Consider the following 23,142-nt stretch of genomic DNA (forward strand, 5'->3'; position numbering starts at 1 on the left):
CGCCGGGAGCCCGGCGGCGACGGAACCTCGGCAGGTCAGCCGCGGTAGAGCTCGGCCACGCGGAAGGCCAGGTCGAGCGACTGGCTGCGGTTGAGCCTGGGGTCGCACGCCGTCTCGTAGCGGGTCGCGAGGTCGGTCTCGCCGATCTCGTGCCCGCCGCCGACACACTCGGTCACGTCGTCGCCGGTGAACTCGATGTGGATGCCTCCGGGGTGCGTGCCGAGCGAGCGGTGCACCTCGAAGAAGCCGGCCACCTCGTCCAGCACGTCGTCCACGCGGCGGGTCTTGTGCCCGCTGGGCGCCTCGAACGTGTTGCCGTGCATCGGGTCGCAGATCCAGGCCACCCGGGCGCCGGTCGCCGTGACCTCCTTGACCAGCGCGGGCAGGTGCTCGCGGATCTTGGAGGCGCCCATGCGGGTGATGAACGTGAGCCGCCCGGCCTCGTTGCCCGGATTGAGCTTGTCGATGAGCGCCAGCGCCTCGTCCGGCGTCGTCGTCGGGCCGAGCTTGACGCCGATCGGGTTACGGATCTTGGAGAAGAACTCGACGTGGGCCCCGTCGAGCTGGCGGGTGCGCTCGCCGATCCAGACCATGTGCGCCGACACGTCGTAGGGCAGGCCCGTACGCGAGTCGATGCGGGTGAGCGCCTGGTCGTAGTCGAGGATCAGAGCCTCGTGCGAGGAGTAGAACTCGACCGTGTGGAACTCCTCGGGGTCGGCCCCGCAGGCCCGCATGAACGCGAGCGCCTGGTCGATCTCCCTGGCCAGCTGCTCGTAACGCCGGCCGGCGGGCGACTCGCCCACGAAGTCCTGGTTCCAGGCGTGCACCTGGCGCAGGTCGGCGTAGCCGCCCTTGGTGAAGGCCCGGGCCAGGTTGAGCGTCACGGCCGAGGAGTGGTACGCCTTGAGCAGCCGCCACGGATCGGGCCTGCGCGCCTCGGGGGTGAAGTCGAAGCCGTTGACCATGTCACCCCGGTAGGCGGGCAGCTCGACCCCGCCCCGGGTCTCGGTGCCCTTCGAACGCGGCTTGGCGAACTGGCCCGCGACCCGGCCGATCTTGACCACCGGCACCCGGCCGGCGTAGGTCAGCACGATGGCCATCTGCAGCAAGGTCTTCAGCTTTTGGCGCACGTTGTCGGCCGTGGCGCCGGAGAAGGTCTCGGCGCAGTCGCCGCCCTGAAGGACGAACGCCTCACCGCGCGCGACGGCGGCCAGCTGCTCCTTGAGCTGGTCGCATTCGCCGGCGAAGACCAATGGGGGCAGGCCGCCGAGCTCGGCGACAACCTTGTCGAGCTCGCCGCGGTCTGGCCAGTCAGGCTGCTGCGCCGCGGGGAGGGCTCGCCAGGTATCGAGGTCCACTAGATTGCTGCTCACGAGATACGAGGGTATTCCACTGGCTCGGCCCCACCGACCCCCATGTCCACGTTGTGAGAATGCGGTTATCCGCAGACTAACCCAGAGGCAGTCAAAGTTCCTTTACCGCCACGTGCTCGGGTCTGACACCGTGGCCGATGAAGCGCGGCGCCAGCAGGCCGACCAGGGGAATTCTGGTCAGATCGCGCGGCAGCCCGGCCGGGTCGATCCGCCGCCGCAGTGCCGGGCCGATGACCCGGTTCTGCACCAGCCGCTGGGCCGCCTGGGTCACCCTGGTCGGGAGCATGCGCCGGCGTTGCAGCCGGTGCAGCGTCCGCTCGGGGATCGGCGCGCCCGCCCTGAGCGCACCCGCCAGCAGGTTGGCGGTGGCCACCGCGTCCTGCACGGCCAGGTTGATGCCGACCCCGAAGACCGGCGACATGGCGTGCGCGGCGTCCCCAATGCAGACAAACCCCGGCCGGTGCCAGCGGCGCAGCCGATCGAGCCGGACGGTCAGCACGCTGACGTCGTCGTAGCCGCCGATGTCTGAGACTCGGTCGGCCAGCCACGGCATCAGCCTGGCCACGGGCTCGCGCAGCGCGTCGATGCCCTGCCGGCGCATCTCGTCGTAGCCGCCCTTGAGCACGAGGTAGGCCAGCTGCCAGTAGCTCTCGCGGTTGATCGCGACCATCATGCGCCCGCCGGCGATGCGCAGGAACGTGTCGTCCCTGTCGGTCTCGTGGCGGGGCAGCCGGAACCAGACCACGTCCATCGGCGCGCCGAGGTTCTCGGGCACCAGGCCCGCGCGGGCGCGCAGCACCGAGTGCCGCCCGTCGGCGGCGACCGTCAGGTCCGCCCTGATCTCGTGCTCGCCTGAGTCGTCGCGGTAACGCAGCCCGCGGACGGCGCCGCCCTCGCGGATCAGGTCGTACGCGTCGGCGTTCATCAGCAGCCGGAACCCCGGGTAGCGCTCGGCCGCCGACGTGATGAGCGTGAGGAAGTCCCACTGCGGCACGAACGCGATGTACTTGTAGGCGCCGCGCAGCCCCCGCAGGTCGGCCAGCTTGACCTCACCGGCGTCGGTGACCAAGTTGAGCTCGTACGCCTTGCGGTGCGGGAGCTTCAGGAACTCCGGCGCCAGTCCCAGCTCGTCGAGCACCTGCAGCGTCGACGGGTGGATCGTGTCACCCCGGAAGTCGCGCAGGAAGTCGCCGTGCTTCTCCAGCAGCGTCACCTCGACGCCCGCTCTGGCCAGCAGCAGGGCCAGCATCGCTCCGGCGGGTCCGCCGCCGGCTATTACACACCCCATAATTCATCACCCAATGAGATTGTCTCATGTCACGGGAAAAGAGCAAGGCCGGAACCATCCGCCATGCCCGAACGGCCGAAGTACATGCGTGAGCCGCCTCTCACCGCAGGGAGTGGACGATGAAGGACGAACTCCACACCCTCTCTGGTGCCTACGCCGTGCACGCACTGCCGTACGCCGAGTGGGTGCGGTTCGAGCAGCACCTGCACGTGTGCCAGGGCTGCTCGGACGAGGTGCGATGCCTGCGCGAGACCGCCGCGAAACTGGCGGAGTCGGTGGCCGAGGCGCCGCCCACGGGGCTGCGCGGTCGCCTGCTCGCCGCCGCGCATCGGTCACGCGGCCCCGAGAGCCGTCCCGATGACGCCCGCCCCGGGCCCTGGGCGGGCGCGCCGGCCGGGCGGCACACCACCGGAACCGAGTCGCCCGCCACCGCCGGCGGGCCGCACATCGTGGCAGGTGGGCCGTACGTCACCGCCGATGCGCCGGACATCGCCGCGGGCGGGCCGTACCTGGTCGCGGACGGCGGGGTGCCGGTGCCGCGGCGGCGGACGAAGGTCATGGCGGCGCTGACGGCCGTCAGCGCGGCGGCGGCCGTGGCGCTCGGCGTGGTCGCGTTCGACGCCCGCCGCGACCTGGAGGAGGCCGCCACCAGGAACGAGCGGCTGGTCGCGGTGCTGGCCGCGCCCGACGCCGAGACGCTGCGCCGCCCGATCGCCTCCGGCGGCACGGGCATGATCGTCATCTCGCGGGACGAGGGCCGGGTGCTGTTCACCTCGTCGGGCCTGCCGGAGCTGCCCGCCACGAAGGCGTACGAGCTGTGGCTGATGGACCCGGCGGGCGCCCGCCCCGCAGGCCTGCTGCGGCGGGGCGCGGACGGGATGACCGCGCCCCTGGTGCTCGTGGCGCTGAAGCGCGACGACCGCGTCGCGCTGACCGTCGAGCCCGCCGGCGGCTCCGACCGCCCGACCACCCGCCCGATCATGCTCGCCCAACTGCCCCGCGCTTGACCGCCCGCACGCGACCGCGCCCCACCGCGCGCGCCCCACTGCCCGCACGTCGCCGCGCGTACCCCCATCGCGCGCACCCGACCGCCTGCCCCCCATCGCCGCACCCTCATCGCGCGCAGCCCACTGCGTGCAGCCCACTGCGTGCAGCCCACTGCGTGCAGCCCACTGCGTGCAGCCCACTGCGCGGACCTGAGCGCGCGACCTGATCAGGACGGGTCCGATCGGGACATATCCCGAATCGGGTGGGTTTGATGGGGTATGGGGATGGACGCGCGGGCAGCGCCGGTCCGATAGTGCTGATCATGCGTATCTTCGCGGCCCTCACTCTGGCCGCCGCCACGTTATGCCTCTCCCCGGCCGCCCCCGCGAGCGCCGCCGAGCCGGGCTCGGCCACCGTCGTGCCCGTGCAGGTCACGGGCACGACCGCCAAGCGGTTCAACCTGATCGTCATGGGCGACGGCTACACCGAGGCCGAGCAGGAGAAGTTCCGGGCCGACACCGACCGGCACCTCAACGTCATGTGGTCGATCGAGCCGTTCAAGTCCTACCGCAACTACATCAACGTCTATCGGATCGACATCGTCTCGGGGGAGTCAGGCATCAGCTGCGACCCCGGCCTCGACGCGCCGCGCAGGACGACCCCGCTGAGCATGGGCTTCTGGGGCCAGTGCAACCCGGGCAGCGTCCAGCGCCTGATCACCATGGACAACGCCGCCGCCACCCGCTACGCCAACATGGTCACCGGCACCACCTCGGCCAACCGGCAGATCCTCGCGCTCGGCAACAGCGGCACGTACGGCGGCGCGGGCGGCTCGTACGCCACCGCCTCGGGCAGCAACAGCATGTCCGCCCTGATCAGCCCGCACGAGCTGGGCCACTCCCTGGGCGGGCTGCAGGACGAGTACGACTACTACCAGCGCGGCGTCCCCGGCGGCGCGTACACAGGACCTGAGCCGTCCAGCGCCCACCACACGCTGCTCACCGAGCGCGAGATGAGCGACCAGCGCAGGAAGTGGTGGCGCTGGCTGGGCGAGCCCAGCGAGTCGGGCGGCCCGATCGGCCGCTACGAGGGCGGCATGTACGCGACCACCGGCGTGTGGCGGCCCAGCGCGCACTCGATGATGAAGACCCTCGGCTACTACTTCGACCAGGTCAGCCGCGAGGTCATGGTGCGCAGCATCACCGCCAAGACGATGGTCGTCCAGGACGCCACGCCCACGGGCGCGCCGGTCGGCGCCGACCGCGTGCTGTGGGTCGAGCCGATGCGCCCCGTCGGCCACTCCCTGGTCACCACCTGGAACGTGGACGGCCGGGACCTGCCCGGTGACCGCGACTCCCTCGACCTGCGCGAGCTCGGCCTGGCCCAGGGCCGGCACACGGTCACCGCGACCGTCTCCGACCCGACCGCGTTCGTCCGTGACCCGGACGTCAGGGCGGCGATGACCAGGTCCCGCACCTGGACGGTGGACACCGCGATCACCACCCCGCCGGACGCCACCGAGCCCGCGTTCGTCTCCTCCACCCCCACCGACCGGCCGCTCGGCCGCGACGACGTCGTGTACGTGGAGACCACCCACCCCGCCCGGACCGTCCCCCAGGTCACCTGGACGCTGAACGGCACCCGGTACGAGGGCGCCGACCTGGACCTCGGCGAGCTGGACCTGAAGCCGGGCACGCACACCCTCACCGCCGCCCTCGGCGCAAGCACGCTGACCTGGACGATCGACGCCACCGGGCCGGCCACCGCGTACGAGCTGTCGCGCCCGCTGGCCCGCTCCGGCCACACCTACGTCTACAACGGCCCCTTCACCATGCGGCTCACCGGCACCGACGACAAGGACGGCTACGTCGTGTCGGAGTCGCGGGTGGACGGCGACGGCTGGTTCAACTACTTCGGCTGGCCCACCTCGTCGGAGCTGCCGTGGACGTTCACGGAGCAGGGCACGACGATCGACTCGCTCGTGTACGGCAAGCTGCCGCGCGGCCGGCACACGATCGAGTACCGCTCGATCGACGCGGCCGGCAACTACGGCAAGCCGGACAAGTTCACCGTCACCACGATCGCCCCGCCGCCCGCCTGCACCCGCACCGTCACCGGCGTGCACCGCGGCGCGCTCGTCGTGTCCTCCGGGGTCACCTGCCTCGACGGCGCCGAGGTGACGGGGGCGGTCACGGTCAGGCCGGGCGCCTCGCTGGTCGTCACCGGCGGCCGCGTCACCGGCGCGCTCACCGCCGCGGGGGCCGAGCAGGTGCACCTGCTCGGCACGCGCGTCAGCGGCGCGCTCGCCGTGAGCGGCGCGGGCAACCTCACCGTCGTGGGCGCCGACCTGCGCGGCGCCGCGCTGCTGAGCGGCAACACCGCGCCGATCCTGTCGGGCAGCACGATCGCGGGCGCGCTCGCCTGCTCCGGCACCATGCCGGTCGACCTCGGCGTGCCGAACACAGTCAAGGGCGGCGGCGCCTGCGCCGACCTAGCCGACGGCTCCAGGGGACGCGCGTACGAGGCGGTCGAGCACATCGGTCAGTGAGGCCGTCGCGAGATCGCGGACCCTGGCGTACTCGTCCTCCGGGTACTGCCGGGGTCCGTTCTCGATCAGCAGGATGAGGTAGAGGTAGGTCCGGTAGAGGTCGAGCCGGACCATCGCGGCGGGCGTGAGCTCCAGCGGCGTCACCTCGCGGTAGCCCGCCAGCAGCGGATCGTCCTCGCTCAGCTCGCCGAAGATCGTCGGGGTGACGAACTCGGCGAGCGGGTCGCCCCAGAAGGCGCGCTCGTGGTCGATGATCGCCTCGATCCTGGGCGTGCCGCGCAGGTCGAGGAAGACGTTGCCGGCCCACACGTCGAAGTGCACCAGCCGCGGCGTCGTGACCTCGTCCAGCGCGGGCGCCGCGGCCTCGAACACCTCCATGATCCGCGCGGCCGGCAGCGGCAGCGGCGCCGGATATTGCTCGGTGTCGCCCAGCAACGCCGCCACCATGGCCAGGAACGCCTCCCGCCACGTCGCGCCCACGATGCCGGCGTGCGGATAGCCGAACACCTCGCCCGTCACCGCGTTGAACCGGGCCAGATGCGCGCCCAGCTCCCTGCGCAGCGCGGCCTCGCCCTCGGGCTTGACGTCGTTCCACGACACGCCGTCGAGCGCGTCCAGCAGCAGGTAGTCGCCGCCCAGCACCGGATCGTCGAAGCCGGCCCGCAGCAGCCCCGCCACCGGCACGCCCGCCTCCAGCGCCAGGGCGATGGCGGCGGCCTCCATGCGCAGCAGGTTGGTCTCGTAGCTGAGCTGGCGCAGCTCGGGCGGCGGCGACAGCTTGAGCACCGCCTCCCGGCCGTCCTCCAGCTTCAGCCGCCAGACGGCGTTGGCGTAGCCGTCGGTCAGCTCGGTGGCGCTGGTGACGCCCGTGCCGACCGCCCGCCGGACGAGCGCGTCGAGCTCGGCGGGTGATAACCGGCGCTTGGTCCTGCTGTCCACGGGACCCCTCTCGTGACTGTCAGGCGGACTCGCGCCGCACCAGATGGGTGTCGAGGATGACGACGGGCTGGCGCAGCTGCTCGCCGTTGATCCGGGCCACCAGGAGCTGGGCCATCTGACGGCCCATCGCCTCGGTCGGCTGGTGGACGGTGGTCAGCGGCGGGTCGGCGTGCAGCGCGGCCTTGGAGTCGTCGAACCCGATCACCGCGACGTCGCCGGGGATCACCCGGCCCTGGGCCTTGAGCACGCGCATCGCGCCCAGCGCCATCGGGTCGGACGCGGCGAAGACCGCGTCGAGGTCGGGATGATCCCGCAGCAACTCGGTCATCGCCGTGGCGCCGCTGTGCTCGGAGAAGTCGCCGTAGGCCACCAGCTCGGGCAGGCGCGAGGGCAGCAGCGCGTCACGGTATCCGGCGAGCCGGTCGACGCCCACGCCCATGTCTTGCGACCCGGCGATCGTGGCGATGGCGGTGCGGCCGAGGCCCAGCAGGTGTTTGACCGCCTGCCGGGCCCCTGCCCTGTTGTCCATGTCCACGTAGCTGTAGGGGTCGAGACCGACGGGCCGGCCGCCGAGCACGGTCGGCACGCCCATCGCCTCCAGCCGCCCCGGCAGCGGGTCGGCGCCGTGCAGCGACAGCAGCAGCACGCCGTCGACGTGCTGCCCCGTCAGGTAGTGCTCCAGCCGCGCGTGCTCCTCAGGGGTGCGCGCCATCGCCAGGATGAGCTGCAACCCGGTCTCGGCCAGCGCCGAGCCGATGCCGCGGATCGTGCCCGCGAAGTACGGCTCGTCGAAGACCCGGAACTGCGACTCGGACACCACCAGCGCCACGGTGTCCGTGCGGCGCGTGACCAGGGCACGCGCCGCACGGTTGGGTACATAGCCCAGCTCGCTGATGGCCAGCTCGACGGCCTCGCGGGCCTTGGCGCTGACGTTCGGCGAGCCGTTGATGACTCTCGACACCGTGCCCCGGCCCACGCCGGCCCGGGCAGCGACTGCCTCAAGAGTCGGTCGGTTCATGTGGCCTATTCTGCCGGATGATCTCCGCGTACCAGAGCGCGCTGTCCTTGAGCAGACGTTCCTGCGTCTCGAAGTCCACATGGACCAGGCCGAACCGCTTGCCGTAACCCCAGGCCCACTCGAAGTTGTCCATCAACGACCAGGCGAAATAGCCCTCCAGGGGCACGCCCGCCTCGATCGCCTCCTTGCACGCGCCCAGGTGCGCCTCCACGTACGCCCGCCGCTCCCGGTCGTGGACCCGGCCGTCGGTGAGCACGTCGTCGAAGGCGGCGCCGTTCTCCGAGACCACCATCGCGATCGGCGGGTAGTCCCGCATCACCCGGGTGAGCACCTCCACCAGGCCGGCCTCGTCGATCTCCCAGCCCATCGCGGTGACCGGCCGGCCCCCGTTGACGAACGACACGTGCTCGCTGCCCACCCATGGGGAGGCCGAGTCCGTGGGGGCCGCCGCCGCCGACGCCTTGCCGCCCGGAGCCCCCGAGACGGTGAAGCGGCTGTAGTAGTTGACGAGCAGCACGTCGATCGGCGCGCCGATGGTCTTCATGTCGCCAGGCTGGATGAAGTCCTCCGGCTCCACCCGCAGGTCCGCCAGCACGTCCTCCGGATAGCGGCCGGTCAGCAGGGCGTCGAGGAAGAACCGGTTCTGCAGCCCGTCGATGCGCCGGGCCGCGTCCAGGTCGCGCTCGCTGTCGGTCTCGGGGGTGACCGCGTACAGGTTCACGCAGCCGCCGACGCGGCGGGCGTTCATCGCCTGCACGGCCAGCCCGTGGGCCAGGTTGAGGTGGTGCGCGCCCCTGATCGCGTTCTGCGGCTCACGCCTGCCGGGGGCGTGCTCCCCGGAGGCGTAGCCGAGAAACGCGGCGCACCACGGCTCGTTGACGGTGCTCCACGTGTGCACCCGGTCCTGCAGCGCCTCGTGCACGGCCGCCGCGTAGTCCGCGAACCGGTAGGCCGTGTCCCGGTTCGGCCAGCCGCCCTGGTCCTCCAGCGCCTGGGGCAGGTCCCAGTGGTAGAGGGTGAGCCACGGGTCGATGCCGTGCCGCAGCAGCTCGTCGGTGAGCCGCCGGTAGAAGTCCAGGCCCTTCTGGTTGATCGCGCCGGAGCCGGTCGGCTGGATCCGCGGCCACGACACCGAGAACCGGTAGGCGGTCAGCCCCAGCTCCGCCATGATCGCGACGTCTTCCGCGAACCGGTGGTAGTGATCCATGGCAACGTCACCATGATGGCCGTTCAGCACCCTGCCCGGCGTTTTGGTGAAGGTGTCCCAGATGGAGACGCCGCGCCCGTCCTCGGAGACGGCACCCTCGATCTGGTACGCCGACGTCGCCGCGCCGAACGAGAAACCAGGAGGGAAGCACAGGTCGGAACGCGTCTGTTCCTCTTGAGTCGTCACGCCTTGACCGCACCTTCCATGAGTCCGCCGACGATCTGACGGCCGAATGCGACGAATACCGCGATGAGCGGGATGATGGACAGCGCCGTGCCCGCGAAGATCAACGTGTAGTTCGTGGAGAACCTGGCGTTGAGCGAGGTGATCGCGATCTGCACGGTCGGGTTGTCCGGGGTGAGCACGATCAGCGGCCACATGAAGTCGTTCCACATGAGCATGAACGTGTTGATGCCGAGCACGGCCATTCCTGGCCGCACGGCGGGCAGCACGACGTTCCACCAGATGCGCAGCGTGGCGGCGCCGTCCACCCGGGCGGCCTCGACCAGCTCCATCGGCACGGCCTGGCGCGTGTACTGCGTCATCAGGAACACGCCGAACCCGTTGAGCAGGTACGGCAGGATGACCGCCTTGAGCGTGCCCGTCCACTCCAGGCTCACCATGAGCCGGTAGAGCGGCACCACGCCCATCTGCTGCAGCGGCACCGCCATCGTCAGCAGCACCAGGACCAGCAGCAGGTTGCGGCCCCTGAAGTTGAGATTGGCGAACGAGAAGCCCGCCAGCGTGGAGATGATCACCACGGAGACGGTGACCACGGTCGCCACGATGAACGAGTTCGTCAGCCCCAGCAGGAACTTCGCGTCCTCGTTGTTGAGCACCGCGACGATGTTCTCGCCGAGGTTGCCGCCCGGCAGGAACGGCGGCGGCACCGCCACCGCGTCGGCGTTGGTGCGCGAGGCGATGACCAGCATCCAGTACAGCGGGAACGCCGACAGGAAGACCGCCAAGGCCAGCATCACCCTGGTGAGGATGGTCGGTGACCAGTTGGTCATTTCGTGCCCCCGATCCTGCGCACGAACAGGAAGTTGATCGCCGCTCCGATGAGAATCAGCAGGAACAGCAGCCAGGCGGCGGCCGCGGCGTAGCCGTAGTCGAACTCGCGGAAGCCCTGCTTGACGATGAACATGGCCACCGTCTGGAACTGGCCCTGCGAGCCGCCGTCGACGTTGCCGTTGTAGAACGTGGTCGGCTCGGAGAACAGCGTCAGCCCGCCGATCGTCGAGTTGAGCACCACGAAGATCATGGTCGGGCGCAGCATCGGCAGCGTGATCTGCCAGAACTGCCGGCGCCTGGACGCGCCGTCGATCGCGGCGGCCTCGTACAGGTCGCGCGGGATCGTCTGCATGCCGGCCAGGAAGATGATCGCGTTGTAGCCGGTCCAGCGCCAGTCGACCATGGTGGCGATGGCGATCCAGGACGGGATGCGCTCGGCCCGCCAGTTGGTGTTCTCCACGCCGAACGCGCCCAGGATCCAGTTGACCAGGCCCCAGTCGCGGGCGTACAGCTGCGTGAACACCACCGCGACCGCGACCACCGACGTGACGAGCGGCAGCAGCACGCTCATCCGGATCGCCAGCCGGAACCTGAAGCGCTTGTTCAGCGCGTTGGCCAGGAACAGCGCCAGCAACATCTGGGGGACGGTGGCGATGACGAACATGCCCACGGTGTTCACCACGGCACGCCAGAAGTCGTCGTCCGCCAGCAGCGCGGCGTAGTTGTCCAGCCCGGCCCACTCCGTGGTCCCGGCCAGGTCGTAGTCGTAGAGCGAGTAGTAGAGCGTGAAGGCCAACGGGAACAGCCCGAAGGCGGCGAACAGAATGAAGTAGGGAGACACCAGGGCGTACGGCATCGCCCTGACGTCCAACCTGGAACGCCAGCGGCGACCGGGCGGACGATCACGACGGTACGTCGTAGGGGTGTCGAGGCTCATACCAGACCTTTCAGCGGCGACGTGCCCGGCCCGCCGATGGCGGGCCGGGCGGGACGGTCATCAGCCCGCGGCCTTGACCGCGTCGTCGACCAGCTGCTGCCAGGCCTTGTCGTGCGGGACGGAGCCGTCGTCCATGCCCTGGATGACCGACTCGATGGCGTTCTTGACCTGGGCGTGCTTCACGCCGAGGAAGACCGGCTGGAGGCTCGACGCCGACTTGGCGAAGATCTCACCGATGGGGGCGTTGTTGAAGAACTCGTTCTTGGCGCCCTGCACCGCCGGGTCCTGCTGCGCCTTCGTGTTGCTCGGCATGTTGCCGAAGTCGGTGAAGATGCTCGCCTCGGTCTGCGCCTGCGTCAGGTAGTCCGCGACCTGCGCGGCCTCCTTCGGGTGCTTCGACTGCTTCGGCACGGCCAGCCAGGAGCCGCCCCAGTTCCCGCCACCGCCGGGCACCGAGGCCACGTCCCACTTGCCCGCGCCCGCGTCGCCCGCGTTGCCGCTGACCACGCCGAGCATCCAGGACGGGCAGCCGACCGTGGCGAACGCGCCCTTCTGGGTGCCCGCCGCCCACTCGTCGGTGAAGTTGCGCAGCTTGGCGGTCAGGCCCTGCTGGCTCATCTTCGAGGCGAAGTCGAAGCCCGCCTTCACCGCCGGGTTCTTGTCGACGATGAGGTTGTTGTCCTTGTCGAAGTAGGTGACGTTGCCGTTCTTGGCCGCCTCCTGATACAGGACCACCTGGTAGAGGGTGTTGGTGCCGTCAGCCCACTTGGTGTCCTTGACCTTCGCCTGGAACTGCTGGCCCACCTTCATGAACTCGTCCCACGTCGGCCACAGCGCGCCGACCTCCTCACGGTCCGTGGCCAGGCCGGCCTTCTTGAACAGGTCCGTGCGGTAGCAGATGCTCATGCCGCCGATGTCGGTGCCCAGGCCGAACAGCTTGCCGTCGGCGGCGACGCCGTTCTCCCACTTCCACGCGGGGAAGTCGGCCTTGCGCGACTCCAGGCCGAACTCCTTCAGGTCGGCCCACCACTCCGGGTGCGCCTTGGCCAGGCCCATGCCGCCCTCGTCGATGCCGACCACGTCACCGGCGCCGTTGCCCGCCTGCAGCCACTGGATCATCTGCGGCCAGTACTGCTGCTCGAACTGGTCGGTGAGGTGCTCTTCCTTGATCTGGATGTCCTTATGCTCGGCGTTCCACTTCGTGATGGCGTTCTTGTAGCCGAAGTTGGTGCCGCCGCCGAAGGTCTGCACGCGGATCGTGACGGGCTCAGCGGCCGCCGACGAAGCTGGAGCGCTGGACTCCGGGGTGCTGCCGGAGCCGCAGGACGCGACGGTGAGCGCCGCCGCGGCCAGGGCCGAGGCCACGGCAAGACCGCCGCGACGCTTGCTGATCATCATGGTGGACCCCTTCTCGGGTGACTGGGTTGGGGGAGTGCACCGCGGTACCCCGCTCCGCCGCGGTGGGAGTCTTTGGGAGCGCTCCCACAAAGGGTGCACTTAGCGGCTCTGCCCGTCAATCCCGCGAAACGGAACCGTTACCAATGGGGCGGTTTAGTCGCTTTGAATAGGACTTATGGGCATAAACCTCGCAAAGGCCCGTTTGGGAGCGCTCCCATCTCAAGAGGCACCATTCGTGTCACATCCAGGGCAATGTCACCCAGAGTGAGCCTCAGCCGCGTCGGCGAGCGGCGCCTTGGGGGTGGCCTTCCAGGTTCTAGGAGGTGGCATCTCGGGAAGCGGCGGCGGCGCGCTCCTCCAGCAGGGCACGCTCACGCGCGTTACGGGTCATGCCCGCCGCCCGCTCGAACTCCACCCGCGCTTCCGCCATCCGCCCCAGCTTGACCAGCAGATCCCCGCGTACGCTCGGCAGCAGGTGGTAGCCCTTCAGCGCCGGCTCGTCCACGATCTGGTCGAGCAGCCCGAGCCCGACCGCCGGCCCGTACGCCATCGACAGCGCCACCGCCCGGTTGAGCTCGACGACGGGGGAGCGGGAGAGGCGGGCCAGCGCCTCGTACAGGCTCGCGATGCGCACCCAGTCGGTCTCCTCGGGGGCGCTCGCCCGCGCATGACAGGCGGCGATGGCCGCCTGCAGTGTGTACGGCCCCAGCACTGTGCCGACTTCCCCAATCCCACCTGGACCTGCCGCTGTACCCGATCCTCCGGCCGCGCCCGCCCCTTGCCCCGTTTCCCCGGCGGCGCCCGGACCTGCGATGGCTTCCCCGGTTTGCATACCCGCAGCCTTGGACAGCTCCTCGGCCCGGTCGAGCGCGGCCAGGCCCCGGTTGATGAGCAGCCGATCCCACTTCGCCCGGTTCTGCTCCAGCAGCAGGATCGGCTCACCCGAAGGACCCACGCGGGCCGCCGACCGGGACGCCTGGATCTCCATGAGCGCGACCAGCCCGTGCACCTCGGGTTCTTTCGGCATCAGACCGGCCAGCACCCGCCCTAGCCGCAGCGCGTCGGCGCAGAGGCCGGGCCGCATCCAGTCGTCACCGGCGGTCGCCGAGTAGCCCTCGTTGAAGATGAGGTAGATGACCTCCAGCACGGACGACAGCCGACCGGCCAGCTCAGCGCCCTGCGGTACCTCGAACGGGATCTTCCTGTCGGCGAGCGTGCGCTTGGCCCGGACGATGCGCTGCGCCACGGTCGCCTCCGGCACCAGGAACGCCCGCGCGATCTCGTCGGTGGTCAGCCCGCCGAGCACCCGCAGCGTCATCGCCACCCGCGCCTCCACCGACAGCGCCGGATGGCAGGCGGTGAACGCCAGCCGCAGCAGGTCGTCCTCGATCTCGTCGACCTCCGGCGGCTCCTCCTCCAGGTCGAGGCGGTGGCCGAGCTCGACGAGGTTGCGCTGGAGCCGTTCGTTGCGGCGGATCAGGTCGATGGCGCGCCGCTTGGAGACCGTCATCAGCCAGGCGCCCGGATTGCGCGGCACGCCGGACTCCGGCCACTGCTCCAAGGCTGCGACCAGCGCGTCCTGCGCCAGCTCCTCGGCCAGGCCGACATCGCGCACCAGCCCGGCGAGCCCGGCGATGAGCCGGGCCGCCTCGATGCGCCAGACCGCCTCGATGGCGCGGTGGGTGTCCGTAGCCGTCACCGGCCCATGAGACCAGCCCGCCCCACACCCTCGCAACCCGCCTCAACGGTGCTCAGCCGCCGACCCGGTCACCCGCAGCGGTCAGGCGCCCGACCGACCCACCCGTTCTGACCAGGATCAGGCGTTGGGGTGGCCCTGGCCCTGGTCCGCGCCGAGTCGTTCCCGCAGCGCTTCCTCACGCTCACGCTCCTCGGCCGGCATCGAGTCGTCCGGTACGTCCGAGGCGTCGAACACCCGCCACACATCCAGCCCGATCCCGTCGTGCCCCGGCGGCACCGGCACCCGCAGCGCCCACTCGAGGGCCTCCTCACGCGACTTGACCTGAATCAGCCAGAACCCGGCGATCAGCTCCTTGGCCTCCGCGAACGGTCCGTCGATCACACTCGCCTTGCCCCCGCTGTAGGCGATCTGCGCGCCGTGCGAGCTGGGGTAGAGACCCTCGGCCGCCAGCAGCACCCCGGCCCTGGCCAGCGACTCGTTGTAGGCGTGCATGTTGTCCACGAGCTCCTGACTGGGCAACTCCCCGGCTTCGGACTCGGGACTGGCCTTGCCCACGATCATGAACTTCATCGGTCTGTTCTCCTTCGCTCGTGACGGGCGGTCGCGCGGCGCCGCCTCCCATCAACGCGTCGAACGGCACCCGGTCGGATCGACAGCCCAGGCGAACATTTTCCCGCCACCCTCACCCCGCGACGCCGCCCAGAACCTATTCGAACCTGGCCACCCGGTCACCGGCGGAAGGCGTCGGATACACATTCCAAGCTGGCCACATCGGTTTGACTGATCCGGTGTCGCCGAGTTACGGTCACGCCCATGGCAGACCAATACGGTCACATCGGATTGCAATGACGAGATACGCCAGGCTGCTGCCGCTGGCCGGGGCGCGTAACCTGCTGCCGTTCATGCTGCTCAGCGTGGGCGCGGCGACGCTCGGCCCGCTCAGCACGGTGCCCCTCGGCCTCCTCATCTCCCACGGAGGCGCCGCGCCGCTGATCACCCTGCTGCTCGTACTGCTCGCCCAGGAGCTCTGCACGGCTCTGCGCGAACCGGCCGGAACCGCCGCGGCCCGCCGAATCGACGGCGTCCTCCGCACACGCGTACGTGCCGCCGCCTCGAACCTGCCGCTCGCCCTCCTGGAGACACCGGCGACACAGGCGGACCTACGGCTGGCCCTGCACGGCCACCGAGGCAGGACACCGGGCACGGCAGCAGTAGCCGCGGCCGGCGAGGCGGGCCGCCTGGCCTCCGCCCTGCTGGGCGCGTCGATCCTGGCCCTGCACGTGTGGTGGCCGGCCGTCCTGGCCCTGTCACTCTCCCTGCTCCAGAACCACCGCATCGCCACCATGCTGGTCGGCCCCGGCGGAGCCGACACCCTGGCCGACAGCCCCGACCAGGCACGCCGCCGACGCCGCGCCGACTACTTGGCCGAGGTCGCGGGAGGCCCGGCCGCCGCCAAGGAACTGCGCGTCTTCTCCCTCCAGCCCTTCTTCATCGACCGGTACGTGGCCGCGATGCGCGCATTCCTCACCCCGCAGTCACGCGGCCGGCGCGCTGTGGTGCGCGGATACGGGACAGTGCTGTCCCTGCAGTTGCTCTCCGCCGCCGGCACGTTCGCCATCCTCGCCTGGCACACCGGAACGGGCCTGCTCGGTCCCGGCGAGCTGGCGCAGTGCGTACTGGCGGCCCTGCTGGTGTTCGCGTACGGCGCAGGCAGCCACCAGATGTTCGAGATAGCCCACGCAAGAGAGCCCCACCACGCCACCCAACGCCTCCTCACCCCACCCCTGTCCACCCCCGCCCCCACCACAGCCACCCGCCCGGCAAAGAACGGGGACACGCTCGCATCGGGAGGCGTCTCGTCCGCCCGCCCGGTGGAGGACGAAGACGCGCCTACACCGAAAGATGTGTCGTTCGCCGACCCGGCGGAGAACGTGGATGCACCAGCCCCGGGAAGCGCCTCGCTTGCCCACTTGGCGACAGATGAGGAGGCGCCCGCACCGACTCGCGCCTCGTTCGCCCGTGACGGAAGCGTCCTCGCGCTAGAGGGAGTCACCTTCGCCTATCCCGGTGCCGAGACCCCGCTCCTCCACGACCTCGACCTCCACATCCGCCCCGGCGAACGGCTGGCCGTCGTCGGCCGCAACGGCGCCGGCAAGACCACCCTCGCCAAGCTCCTCACCGGCCTCTACACCCCCACCACCGGCCTCGCCACCACCCCCACCACCGCAGCGGCCGTCTTCCAGGACTTCGTCCGCTACCCCCTGCCCCTCCGCGACAACATCCGCCTGGGTGATCCAACCTTCGCCGGCACCGACGCCGACGTCCTGTCCGCCCTGGAGTCCGCCGACGCGCTCGACCTCCTGGACGTCCTGCCCGCCGGCCTGGACACGCCGCTCTCACGCGCCTTCACCGGGGGCCGCGACCTGTCCGGCGGCCAGTGGCAGAAGGTGGCCCTGGCCCGAGCCATGTACGCGCTCCACCCACGCGGACGCCAGGTCCTGATCGTGGACGAACCCACCGCCCACCTGGACGCCCGCGCCGAGCGCGAGGTCTTCGAACGCCTACTGGAGCGCGCCCGAGGCCGCACCCTGGTCCTCATCTCGCATCGCTTCGCCACCGTACGCAGAGCGGACCGCATCATCGTCCTCGACCAAGGCGTCATCGCGGAGGAAGGCAGCCACACCGAGCTACTGGCCACGAACGGCCACTACGCGCACTGGTACCACCTCCAGGCAGACCTGATCACCCGGGACGCCCAATGACCACAAACCCCACCCCACCCACCCCCACGGAACCGACCTCCACCGAGCCGATCCCCACCGGGATAGCCACGACGGACGTCACCTCCACGGGAGCCATCTCCACTCCAGCCGCCTCCACCACGTGGGGCACCCTCCGCAGCCTGCTGACCCTCGCCTGGCACACGGACCGCCGCGCCGGCCTCGTCCTGACCGCCTTCCTCCTCTCCGGAGCGCTCAGCCACGGCCTGGTGGGCGTCTTCCTCCGGGAGCTGACCGACGCCGCCACCGCAGGCCACGCGTCCCCTGCCGCGCTCTGGGCCGTAGCCGCCGGAGCGTCCCTGGCGACGGGCGTCGCGCTAGGCCGCGCCGAACTGGCCCTGATGCAGGACCTGGCCGAACGCATGGGCCTGTCCGTCCAGGAGGAGATCCTCACCCTCACCTCGTCCATCCCCACCATCGAGCACCTGGAACGCCCCGCGTACCTCGACAAACTGCGGACGCTGCGCGAGGAGAGCTGGCACCTGTACTTCGCCGTGTGGGCCCTCGCCCTCGTGGCGGAGCACACGGCTCAGATCGCGTTCGGCGTGGGGCTGATGGCCGCCGTACACCCCCTCCTCCTGCTCCTGCTCGGCGCGGCCGTCCTCCCGTCCCTCCTGGTACGCGGCCGCGCGGCCCGCCACATCGACGCCGCCGCAGAACGCACCGCCGAGACCACCCGCCTGGAAGAGGCGCTGTCGGAGACGATCACGTCAGCCGGCTCGGCCAAGGAGGCCCGCCTGAGCGGCGCCGCACCCGTACTGGACACGATGGCCGACCACCGATGGGAGCAGACGTCAGCCGCACTGACCAACGCCGGGATCCGAGCCGGCCTGCTGACGTTCGCCGGCTCAGCCGCGTTCCTGGCCGGCTATGTCTCGGCACTCGGCTACGCGGCCTGGCTGGCCGGAAACCACCAAGCCACGGCGGGGGACATCGTGCTGGTGGCCACGGTCGGCGTCCAGTTCGTCACCCAGGCCTCCCGCCTGGCCTTCCACTTCGGCTCGGTCGCCTCAGGTCTACGCGCCGTCTCCCGCCTGTCCTGGCTCCGCCACTACGCCACCACCACCCGCCCGCACCCACCGAAGCCTTCCGTCCTGCAGCCCTCTCCCACACCAACAGCCCCGGACGCCGGAACGCTTCGCCCAGCCGCGCCTGGCCTCTCCACCAAGAAGCCCGCCCCCGAACCGATCACGCCGGACACCACCACCTCCTCCCAAGACGGGCAGTCGCTCGGCGACCGCCTCGATCACGGCATCACCCTGCACCGGGTGTCGTTCACCTACCCAGGCACGTCCCGCCAGGTCCTGCACGACCTCGACCTCCACCTGCCCGCCGGATCCACCGTCGCCCTGGTCGGCTCGCACGGCTCCGGCAAGACCACCCTGGCCAAACTCCTGTGCGGCCTCTACCGCGCGCACCACGGCGAGATCCTGGTGGACCACGTCCCCCTCGACCGCCTGACCCCCGACTACTGGCGTAACCGCATCAGCGCGGTCTTCCAGGACCTGGCCCGCTTCGAGCTGACCGCCGCCGAGACGGTCGGCGTCGGCGACCTGCCCCGCCTCCACGACCACACCGCCGTGAAAACCGCACTGACCCGAGCGGACGCCACCGGCCTCATGTCCGGCCTCCCGCACGGCCTGGCCACCGAACTGGGCGACACCTTCGAGCACGGCGTACGCCTGTCAGGCGGCCAGTGGCAGACACTGGCCCTGGCCCGCGCCTCGATGCGCGACGCCCCACTGCTGCTGGTGCTGGACGAGCCGACCGCCTCCCTCGACGCCCCGGCCGAGAGCGCCGTCTTCGCCCGCTACGCCGAAGCCGCCCGCCGCCACCCCGGCGCCGTCACCCTGCTGATCACCCACAGGTTCCCGACCGTACGGATGGCGGACCTGATCGTCGTGCTCGACGGCGGCCGCATCGTCCAGCAGGGCACCCACGCGGACCTCGTCACCCGCCCCGGCCCGTACGCGGACCTGCACACCATCCAACGAGACGCGTTCACCTGAGTTCAGCGACAACGCCACCCGAAACCGGCGGCGAGCGGCGCGATCCCCGAGCCCAGGCCCCGACCACGAACGCCCGGCCGGGACGCTCACAGGACGCGACGCTCAGGCCAGTTCGTCGATGCCGATCTCCTGTAAGGAGCCGTCACCCTGAGGCCGGAAGAACCGCGGCTCGCCCATCCGCTCTCGGATCGCCATCAGCTCGGCCCGGCGCTCCTCGGGAGTCGGCCCGTCGGGGTCGACGACGTTGAACCCGAGCAGAGCCACGTCCTCAGGATCGACATCGTCCGGATGAACCTCGCCCTCGATGGTGAAGCCGAACAACACATGCAAAGCCACCTCACCGAGTTCGAGAGGATGGAACGGCAGCGCGTACGGCTCCGTGCCGCCCCAGGCGGGATCGGGCTCAACGGGATGCAGCCCCTCCCAGAACGGCAGCTCGAAGGGGAAGGGCTCGCCGATGTCCTCGATGACGCCGTGGCCGGGGGAGAGGCTGAGGGACCGCACGAGCCGGCCGTCCTCCCAGACGGCGAACGCCAGCCAGTCGACCACGCTGTGCATGGCATGCAGCACAAGCCGGCGGCCCCTGCTCGCCTCGACGAGATGGGAAGGCAGAAGGGACGGATTGTCCAGCATGAAGCTGTCGGCGCAGATCAGCTCGACCCCGGGAAAGCTGGTCGCATAGGCCAGATCTTCGGGCGGCCGCACGTCATCCGAGAGATTACCCGGCTCGGCGGGGGAGACGGTCCAGTCGGGAAAAACCCGGTCGATCAGGGCGGCCGTCGCGGAGGCGTCAGGTCGGTGGAGAGTGCGGAGGAGCCCGGGCAGGTCGCCGTCGGAGTAGGCGATCAGACTGGTTTTCGCTCCCATGCTGCGGGCTCCCGTGGCTGTGTCGCGGAGGGGTTTTGAGATCACGAAACTTAGCGGGCGCGACCGACAACTTCTCGGGATCTCGGCTCGGCGTCGCCGCGCGAGCACCGCTCGGCACGGCTGGAGCGGCCGGGCCTGGACGACCGGCGTGCGCCGGGTAGCGCGACGAGCGCCGAGGTCGTCGAGCCGGCCGCGCTGGTTGTCCTGAGAGGGTGCCTTCGAACCTCGATCCTCAAATTCGATCGCGAAACACATTAGGTCGAACACGTGACCGGGCCTGAGCTGCTCTCGTGCCGCCAAATGTCCGCAGAATGTCCGGCCAGAAATCTGGTGCGATGCATTTCAGCCGCGGAGAATAAGTGCCCCCGACCTGCGGCATGTCAAATCGAGTTGGATCGAGACCACCGGAGGTAGATGTGGCGATATCAGTGCTGGACATGTCGGTATCGGTCGACGGGTACGTCGCAGGCCCGAACGACGGACCGGGCAACCCGGGAGGGGATGGATTCATCCTGCACGATTGGGCCCTCACCCCGGACGGTGATTTCCGTAGGTCGGGATCCGCCGGGAAACTGATGCACGAGATCAATGAGGCTGGGGCGGTCGTGTCGGGACGGCGTACCGCGGAACAGGTCGATCACTGGGGCGGTGTTCATCATGGTGATGGTGTCCCGGTCTTCGTGCTCAGCCATCGGCAGCCCGACCCGTCGGTCGCGGAGTATCCGTTGATCTCGTACGTGAACGACGGGATCGAAAGCGCGATGGCACAGGCCAAGGCCGCTGCCGGAGACCGGCACGTGCATGTGATCGGCGCCTATACGGCACAGCGCGCACTGGAGGCCGGCGTACTGGATGAAATACGAATCCATCAGGTGCCGGTCCTGTACGGAGGGGGCATACGGCTGTTCGAGGTCCTGGCGTCGCGGGTGACGCTGGAGATCGTCCGGGTGATCGACACGCCGGAAGCGACCCACATCCGTTACCGCGTCCGCCACTGACTCAGGCGTCGTTCGAAGGGGCCACGCGTGCGCTGCGGGTGCGGCGTCCGGAGCCGGGCCGGTACCGCGGAGAGGATACGGGTGTTGCGGCGCCGGCCTTACAAAAGGGCCTCGTCTTCGGGCCGAAAGATTAGTCGGCTGGTTTGTCACTATGAGCGCCCAGCTCGCTCCAGGCGGCACGGTCGCTACTAGCTTGTGCGTTCGCGGTGTTCCCGATCAGGTCGTTGCCGAACTTCACCCTATTCGCCCCTTTGGGGCATTGATGACCTATCATGGAAGTGTCTATTGTGATAGAAGCTTTGCCAGCAACCCCGCTGTAGTCGAAAACACGTCGCCGAATAAGTGAGCGATCAGGAGCTGATGTTAGAGCCTGTACGAAGTTCGGATCTTCAGGCCTGTCAGAGGCTTCGAATCCATAAGACGGCTCGCGTAGGTGGAGGTCGGCCAGATAGCTGTCGGACCTTTTCACGTCCGGCGGCTTCTTCGAGCGCTGCCGCCAGTTCACCGTCCAAGGCCATCCCGGCAGCATGATGGTGCGCGCGAGCGGTGGTGGAGTCCACACTGACCAGGTCGAGGTCAGCCTGCCCGCGAGCAGCGGCCTCGGCGATCATCGTCTGCATCACCAGCTCGAACATGCCGTGCGCTCGGTCAGCCGGTTCGCCGCCACCAGGTACGCCTCCGCCTCCGCGTCGCTGCGCGAGGTCCAGCCGCGCAGGATGGGCACCAGCCACACCCCGTCGTCGCCGATCTTCACACCCTCGGGTGGCGACTTGCTCTCGCCGGCCATCTCCTCCAGGACGTGTAGCCGCCCATGCCCAGCGACGAGGCGGCCGGTGCGCTCGTCGAGTTCGCCGGCGAGGGTTCGATCGACTTCCTGATGGCCGGAAGGTCGTGCTCCTTCGGGTTCCGGACGGCGCGGGCGATCTCGGGGAGGGGCATGTGTTCGATACGGCGCATCAGGTCCTCGCAAAGGTGACGTTTCGTGAGCACCAGGAAGCCGAACCTGTACGACGAGGCCGCGTACCCGGTCGCGATCCCGCCGCTGGTGGCGTACGCACCGGAGGGCGAGTCTACGACCGCGGGGCGTTCCTGCCGGCGTGGCGGCAGACCGCGCCCGACTCGTGGGAGGGGCTGGAGACGTGGGTGGTGACGTTCCGGTCGGAGGCGGGTGAGATTCACCAGAAGCTCGTGGAGTGGGTGCCCGCTGACCAGCTCAGCCAGGTCCCGGCGGAGGCCCTGCGCGGCCGGTACAAGAAGGTGCCACGCATCAAATGATCTTGAAGCCGTGCGTGGAACGCACGAAGCGGAGACTGTCAGGAAGCCAGGAGATCGAAATGGAACCCCACAATGAACAGAACGAGAGCGATCCAGCGGGCCGGGTGCGCCGGTCGGTGACGGTCCAGCAACCATCCGATGCCTCGGCTAAGCGGTACGCAGAGGCCATAGATGAAGATCAGCCACGGTAGAAGCAGGAGTCCGACGGCGATGGCCGCGATCAGCGCCACTGGGGTTACGAACAGCGCCAGGTCCAGCTCGCCGCGTAGTTCCTTGCGTGTCTTGGTGGTGTCGTCCTGAGGCCACAGCCGCTTATGAACAACGGAGGAGAGCGCCAGGAAAGAGAAAAAGCCGAGTATCAGCAGGGGGAGCAGCCAGGGCCTCTGGTCGATCCACCGGCCGGCTGTCCAAAGCGGGGTTAAGAGCTGGGCGAAGAACCGCTCAACCGGTGCGACGAATTCGGACACGAACATCAAGACCCACAGGGCAATGTAGGCCAACAGCGTGGTAACGAAGGTGACCACGGCCACCTTCTCGGCACCGGAGGAGAAACCGCGGGCCCAGGGCACCCGGAGTAACCGCTTGCCGAAAGCACGCAGCGGTTCGGGACCGATGAGGTCGAGGATCACCGTCAGTCCAGCCATGAACTGCAGGAGCTTGCCGATCCGGGCCCAGTACGTCAGCTGGAGACCCCAGAGCTGGCTACCGGTCAGGGAGGATCCAGACCACCACTGCGACCAGAGATCCCACAGCTGTCGCATGCGAGCATGATGCCATGATGCAGCCCTATAGATGGATGGGCGAG

At 69.7% G+C, this 23,142-nt stretch carries 20 protein-coding genes; 6 read left to right on the top strand and 14 right to left on the bottom strand.

Annotated elements, in window-relative coordinates; translation table 11 throughout:
• Nucleotides 1-35: 35 nt before the first annotated feature.
• Nucleotides 36-1,373, bottom strand: coding sequence for a class II 3-deoxy-7-phosphoheptulonate synthase (locus tag AB0C27_RS10725; RefSeq protein ID WP_357841030.1), 1,338 nt, complete (start codon nucleotides 1,371-1,373; stop codon nucleotides 36-38).
• A 91-nt stretch (nucleotides 1,374-1,464) separates the two neighbouring features.
• Nucleotides 1,465-2,661 (bottom strand): FAD-dependent oxidoreductase, encoded by a 1,197-nt coding sequence (locus AB0C27_RS10730; protein ID WP_357841033.1) that lies wholly within the window; start codon nucleotides 2,659-2,661, stop codon nucleotides 1,465-1,467.
• A 119-nt stretch (nucleotides 2,662-2,780) separates the two neighbouring features.
• Between AB0C27_RS10730 and AB0C27_RS10735 the strand changes: the two genes are divergently transcribed.
• Complete coding sequence (locus AB0C27_RS10735) at nucleotides 2,781-3,668, top strand: anti-sigma factor (RefSeq protein ID WP_357841036.1); 888 nt, start codon at nucleotides 2,781-2,783, stop codon at nucleotides 3,666-3,668.
• 302 nt (nucleotides 3,669-3,970) lie between these two features.
• Nucleotides 3,971-6,196: a M64 family metallopeptidase gene (locus AB0C27_RS10740; protein WP_357841038.1), complete on the top strand. Its 2,226-nt coding sequence runs from the start codon at nucleotides 3,971-3,973 to the stop codon at nucleotides 6,194-6,196.
• Here the strand turns inward: AB0C27_RS10740 and AB0C27_RS10745 are convergent.
• The 8 genes from AB0C27_RS10745 to AB0C27_RS10780 form a co-directional block, all read right to left on the bottom strand.
• The gene (locus AB0C27_RS10745) at nucleotides 6,140-7,135 is read right to left on the bottom strand and encodes an aminoglycoside phosphotransferase family protein (protein WP_357841041.1); all 996 of its coding nucleotides are present in this window, start codon (nucleotides 7,133-7,135) and stop codon (nucleotides 6,140-6,142) included. The genes AB0C27_RS10740 and AB0C27_RS10745 overlap by 57 nt on opposite strands.
• A gap of 19 nt (nucleotides 7,136-7,154) precedes the next feature.
• On the bottom strand, nucleotides 7,155-8,153 hold the full coding sequence (locus AB0C27_RS10750) for a LacI family DNA-binding transcriptional regulator (RefSeq protein WP_357841044.1): 999 nt from the start codon (nucleotides 8,151-8,153) through the stop codon (nucleotides 7,155-7,157).
• The gene (locus AB0C27_RS10755; RefSeq protein WP_357841047.1) at nucleotides 8,134-9,546 is read right to left on the bottom strand and encodes a GH1 family beta-glucosidase; all 1,413 of its coding nucleotides are present in this window, start codon (nucleotides 9,544-9,546) and stop codon (nucleotides 8,134-8,136) included. Before AB0C27_RS10755 ends, AB0C27_RS10750 begins: the two co-directional genes overlap by 20 nt.
• A complete protein-coding gene (locus AB0C27_RS10760) occupies nucleotides 9,543-10,373 on the bottom strand; it encodes a carbohydrate ABC transporter permease (protein ID WP_357841050.1) in 831 nt (276 codons plus the stop codon). The genes AB0C27_RS10755 and AB0C27_RS10760 overlap by 4 nt, the downstream gene beginning before the upstream one ends.
• Nucleotides 10,370-11,245, bottom strand: coding sequence for a sugar ABC transporter permease (locus tag AB0C27_RS10765; protein ID WP_357841053.1), 876 nt, complete (start codon nucleotides 11,243-11,245; stop codon nucleotides 10,370-10,372). The genes AB0C27_RS10760 and AB0C27_RS10765 overlap by 4 nt, the downstream gene beginning before the upstream one ends.
• Nucleotides 11,246-11,371: 126 nt before the next feature.
• On the bottom strand, nucleotides 11,372-12,709 hold the full coding sequence (locus tag AB0C27_RS10770; RefSeq protein WP_357841056.1) for an extracellular solute-binding protein: 1,338 nt from the start codon (nucleotides 12,707-12,709) through the stop codon (nucleotides 11,372-11,374).
• Nucleotides 12,710-13,025: 316 nt separating this feature from the next.
• On the bottom strand, nucleotides 13,026-14,408 hold the full coding sequence (locus AB0C27_RS10775) for an RNA polymerase sigma factor (protein WP_357841059.1): 1,383 nt from the start codon (nucleotides 14,406-14,408) through the stop codon (nucleotides 13,026-13,028).
• 117 nt (nucleotides 14,409-14,525) lie between these two features.
• Nucleotides 14,526-14,978 carry a YciI family protein gene (locus tag AB0C27_RS10780; protein WP_357841061.1) on the bottom strand — a complete coding sequence of 151 codons (453 nt, stop codon included), beginning with the start codon at nucleotides 14,976-14,978 and terminating at the stop codon, nucleotides 14,526-14,528.
• A gap of 275 nt (nucleotides 14,979-15,253) precedes the next feature.
• On the opposite strand from AB0C27_RS10780, the gene AB0C27_RS10785 reads away from it, so the two are divergent.
• Nucleotides 15,254-17,170, top strand: coding sequence for an ABC transporter ATP-binding protein (locus AB0C27_RS10785; protein WP_357841064.1), 1,917 nt, complete (start codon nucleotides 15,254-15,256; stop codon nucleotides 17,168-17,170).
• Complete coding sequence (locus AB0C27_RS10790) at nucleotides 17,167-19,197, top strand: ABC transporter ATP-binding protein (RefSeq protein ID WP_357841067.1); 2,031 nt, start codon at nucleotides 17,167-17,169, stop codon at nucleotides 19,195-19,197. Before AB0C27_RS10785 ends, AB0C27_RS10790 begins: the two co-directional genes overlap by 4 nt.
• Nucleotides 19,198-19,299: 102 nt before the next feature.
• Here the strand turns inward: AB0C27_RS10790 and AB0C27_RS10795 are convergent, their stop codons facing one another.
• Nucleotides 19,300-20,331 carry a hypothetical protein gene (locus AB0C27_RS10795; RefSeq protein WP_357841070.1) on the bottom strand — a complete coding sequence of 344 codons (1,032 nt, stop codon included), beginning with the start codon at nucleotides 20,329-20,331 and terminating at the stop codon, nucleotides 19,300-19,302.
• Nucleotides 20,332-20,501: 170 nt separating this feature from the next.
• On the opposite strand from AB0C27_RS10795, the gene AB0C27_RS10800 reads away from it, so the two are divergent.
• Entirely contained in the window at nucleotides 20,502-21,062 is a 561-nt protein-coding gene (locus tag AB0C27_RS10800) for a dihydrofolate reductase family protein (RefSeq protein ID WP_357841073.1), read from the top strand.
• A 398-nt stretch (nucleotides 21,063-21,460) separates the two neighbouring features.
• On the opposite strand, the gene AB0C27_RS10805 is transcribed toward AB0C27_RS10800, so the two are convergent.
• Together AB0C27_RS10805 and AB0C27_RS10810 are read right to left on the bottom strand one after the other, a co-directional pair.
• Nucleotides 21,461-21,697, bottom strand: a complete 237-nt coding sequence (locus tag AB0C27_RS10805; protein ID WP_357841076.1) for a hypothetical protein — start codon at nucleotides 21,695-21,697, stop codon at nucleotides 21,461-21,463.
• Nucleotides 21,682-21,849, bottom strand: coding sequence for a hypothetical protein (locus tag AB0C27_RS10810; RefSeq protein WP_357841079.1), 168 nt, complete (start codon nucleotides 21,847-21,849; stop codon nucleotides 21,682-21,684). The genes AB0C27_RS10805 and AB0C27_RS10810 overlap by 16 nt, the downstream gene beginning before the upstream one ends.
• 185 nt (nucleotides 21,850-22,034) lie before the next feature.
• On the opposite strand from AB0C27_RS10810, the gene AB0C27_RS10815 reads away from it, so the two are divergent.
• Entirely contained in the window at nucleotides 22,035-22,337 is a 303-nt protein-coding gene (locus AB0C27_RS10815; protein WP_357841082.1) for a hypothetical protein, read from the top strand.
• 38 nt (nucleotides 22,338-22,375) lie between these two features.
• Here AB0C27_RS10815 and AB0C27_RS10820 read toward each other — a convergent pair whose 3' ends face one another.
• Nucleotides 22,376-23,098 (bottom strand): hypothetical protein, encoded by a 723-nt coding sequence (locus tag AB0C27_RS10820; protein WP_357841085.1) that lies wholly within the window; start codon nucleotides 23,096-23,098, stop codon nucleotides 22,376-22,378.
• Nucleotides 23,099-23,142 lie beyond the last annotated feature (44 nt).

This window comes from Nonomuraea sp. NPDC048882 (assembly GCF_040649755.1).
Classification (GTDB): Bacteria; Actinomycetota; Actinomycetes; order Streptosporangiales; family Streptosporangiaceae; genus Nonomuraea; species Nonomuraea maheshkhaliensis.

Excerpts from the sequence above, each read along its gene's own strand:
- AB0C27_RS10730 (WP_357841033.1), bottom strand. The coding sequence starts at position 2,661 with ATGGGGTGTGTAATAGCCGGCGGCGGACCCGCCGGAGCGATGCTGGCC.
- AB0C27_RS10735 (WP_357841036.1), top strand. The coding sequence starts at position 2,781 with ATGAAGGACGAACTCCACACCCTCTCTGGTGCCTACGCCGTGCACGCA.
- AB0C27_RS10740 (WP_357841038.1), top strand. The coding sequence starts at position 3,971 with ATGCGTATCTTCGCGGCCCTCACTCTGGCCGCCGCCACGTTATGCCTC.
- AB0C27_RS10750 (WP_357841044.1), bottom strand. The coding sequence starts at position 8,153 with ATGAACCGACCGACTCTTGAGGCAGTCGCTGCCCGGGCCGGCGTGGGC.
- AB0C27_RS10760 (WP_357841050.1), bottom strand. The coding sequence starts at position 10,373 with ATGACCAACTGGTCACCGACCATCCTCACCAGGGTGATGCTGGCCTTG.
- AB0C27_RS10770 (WP_357841056.1), bottom strand. The coding sequence starts at position 12,709 with ATGATGATCAGCAAGCGTCGCGGCGGTCTTGCCGTGGCCTCGGCCCTG.
- AB0C27_RS10780 (WP_357841061.1), bottom strand. The coding sequence starts at position 14,978 with ATGAAGTTCATGATCGTGGGCAAGGCCAGTCCCGAGTCCGAAGCCGGG.
- AB0C27_RS10785 (WP_357841064.1), top strand. The coding sequence starts at position 15,254 with ATGACGAGATACGCCAGGCTGCTGCCGCTGGCCGGGGCGCGTAACCTG.
- AB0C27_RS10790 (WP_357841067.1), top strand. The coding sequence starts at position 17,167 with ATGACCACAAACCCCACCCCACCCACCCCCACGGAACCGACCTCCACC.
- AB0C27_RS10800 (WP_357841073.1), top strand. The coding sequence starts at position 20,502 with ATGTCGGTATCGGTCGACGGGTACGTCGCAGGCCCGAACGACGGACCG.
- AB0C27_RS10805 (WP_357841076.1), bottom strand. The coding sequence starts at position 21,697 with ATGTTCGAGCTGGTGATGCAGACGATGATCGCCGAGGCCGCTGCTCGC.
- AB0C27_RS10810 (WP_357841079.1), bottom strand. The coding sequence starts at position 21,849 with ATGGCCGGCGAGAGCAAGTCGCCACCCGAGGGTGTGAAGATCGGCGAC.
- AB0C27_RS10820 (WP_357841085.1), bottom strand. The coding sequence starts at position 23,098 with ATGCGACAGCTGTGGGATCTCTGGTCGCAGTGGTGGTCTGGATCCTCC.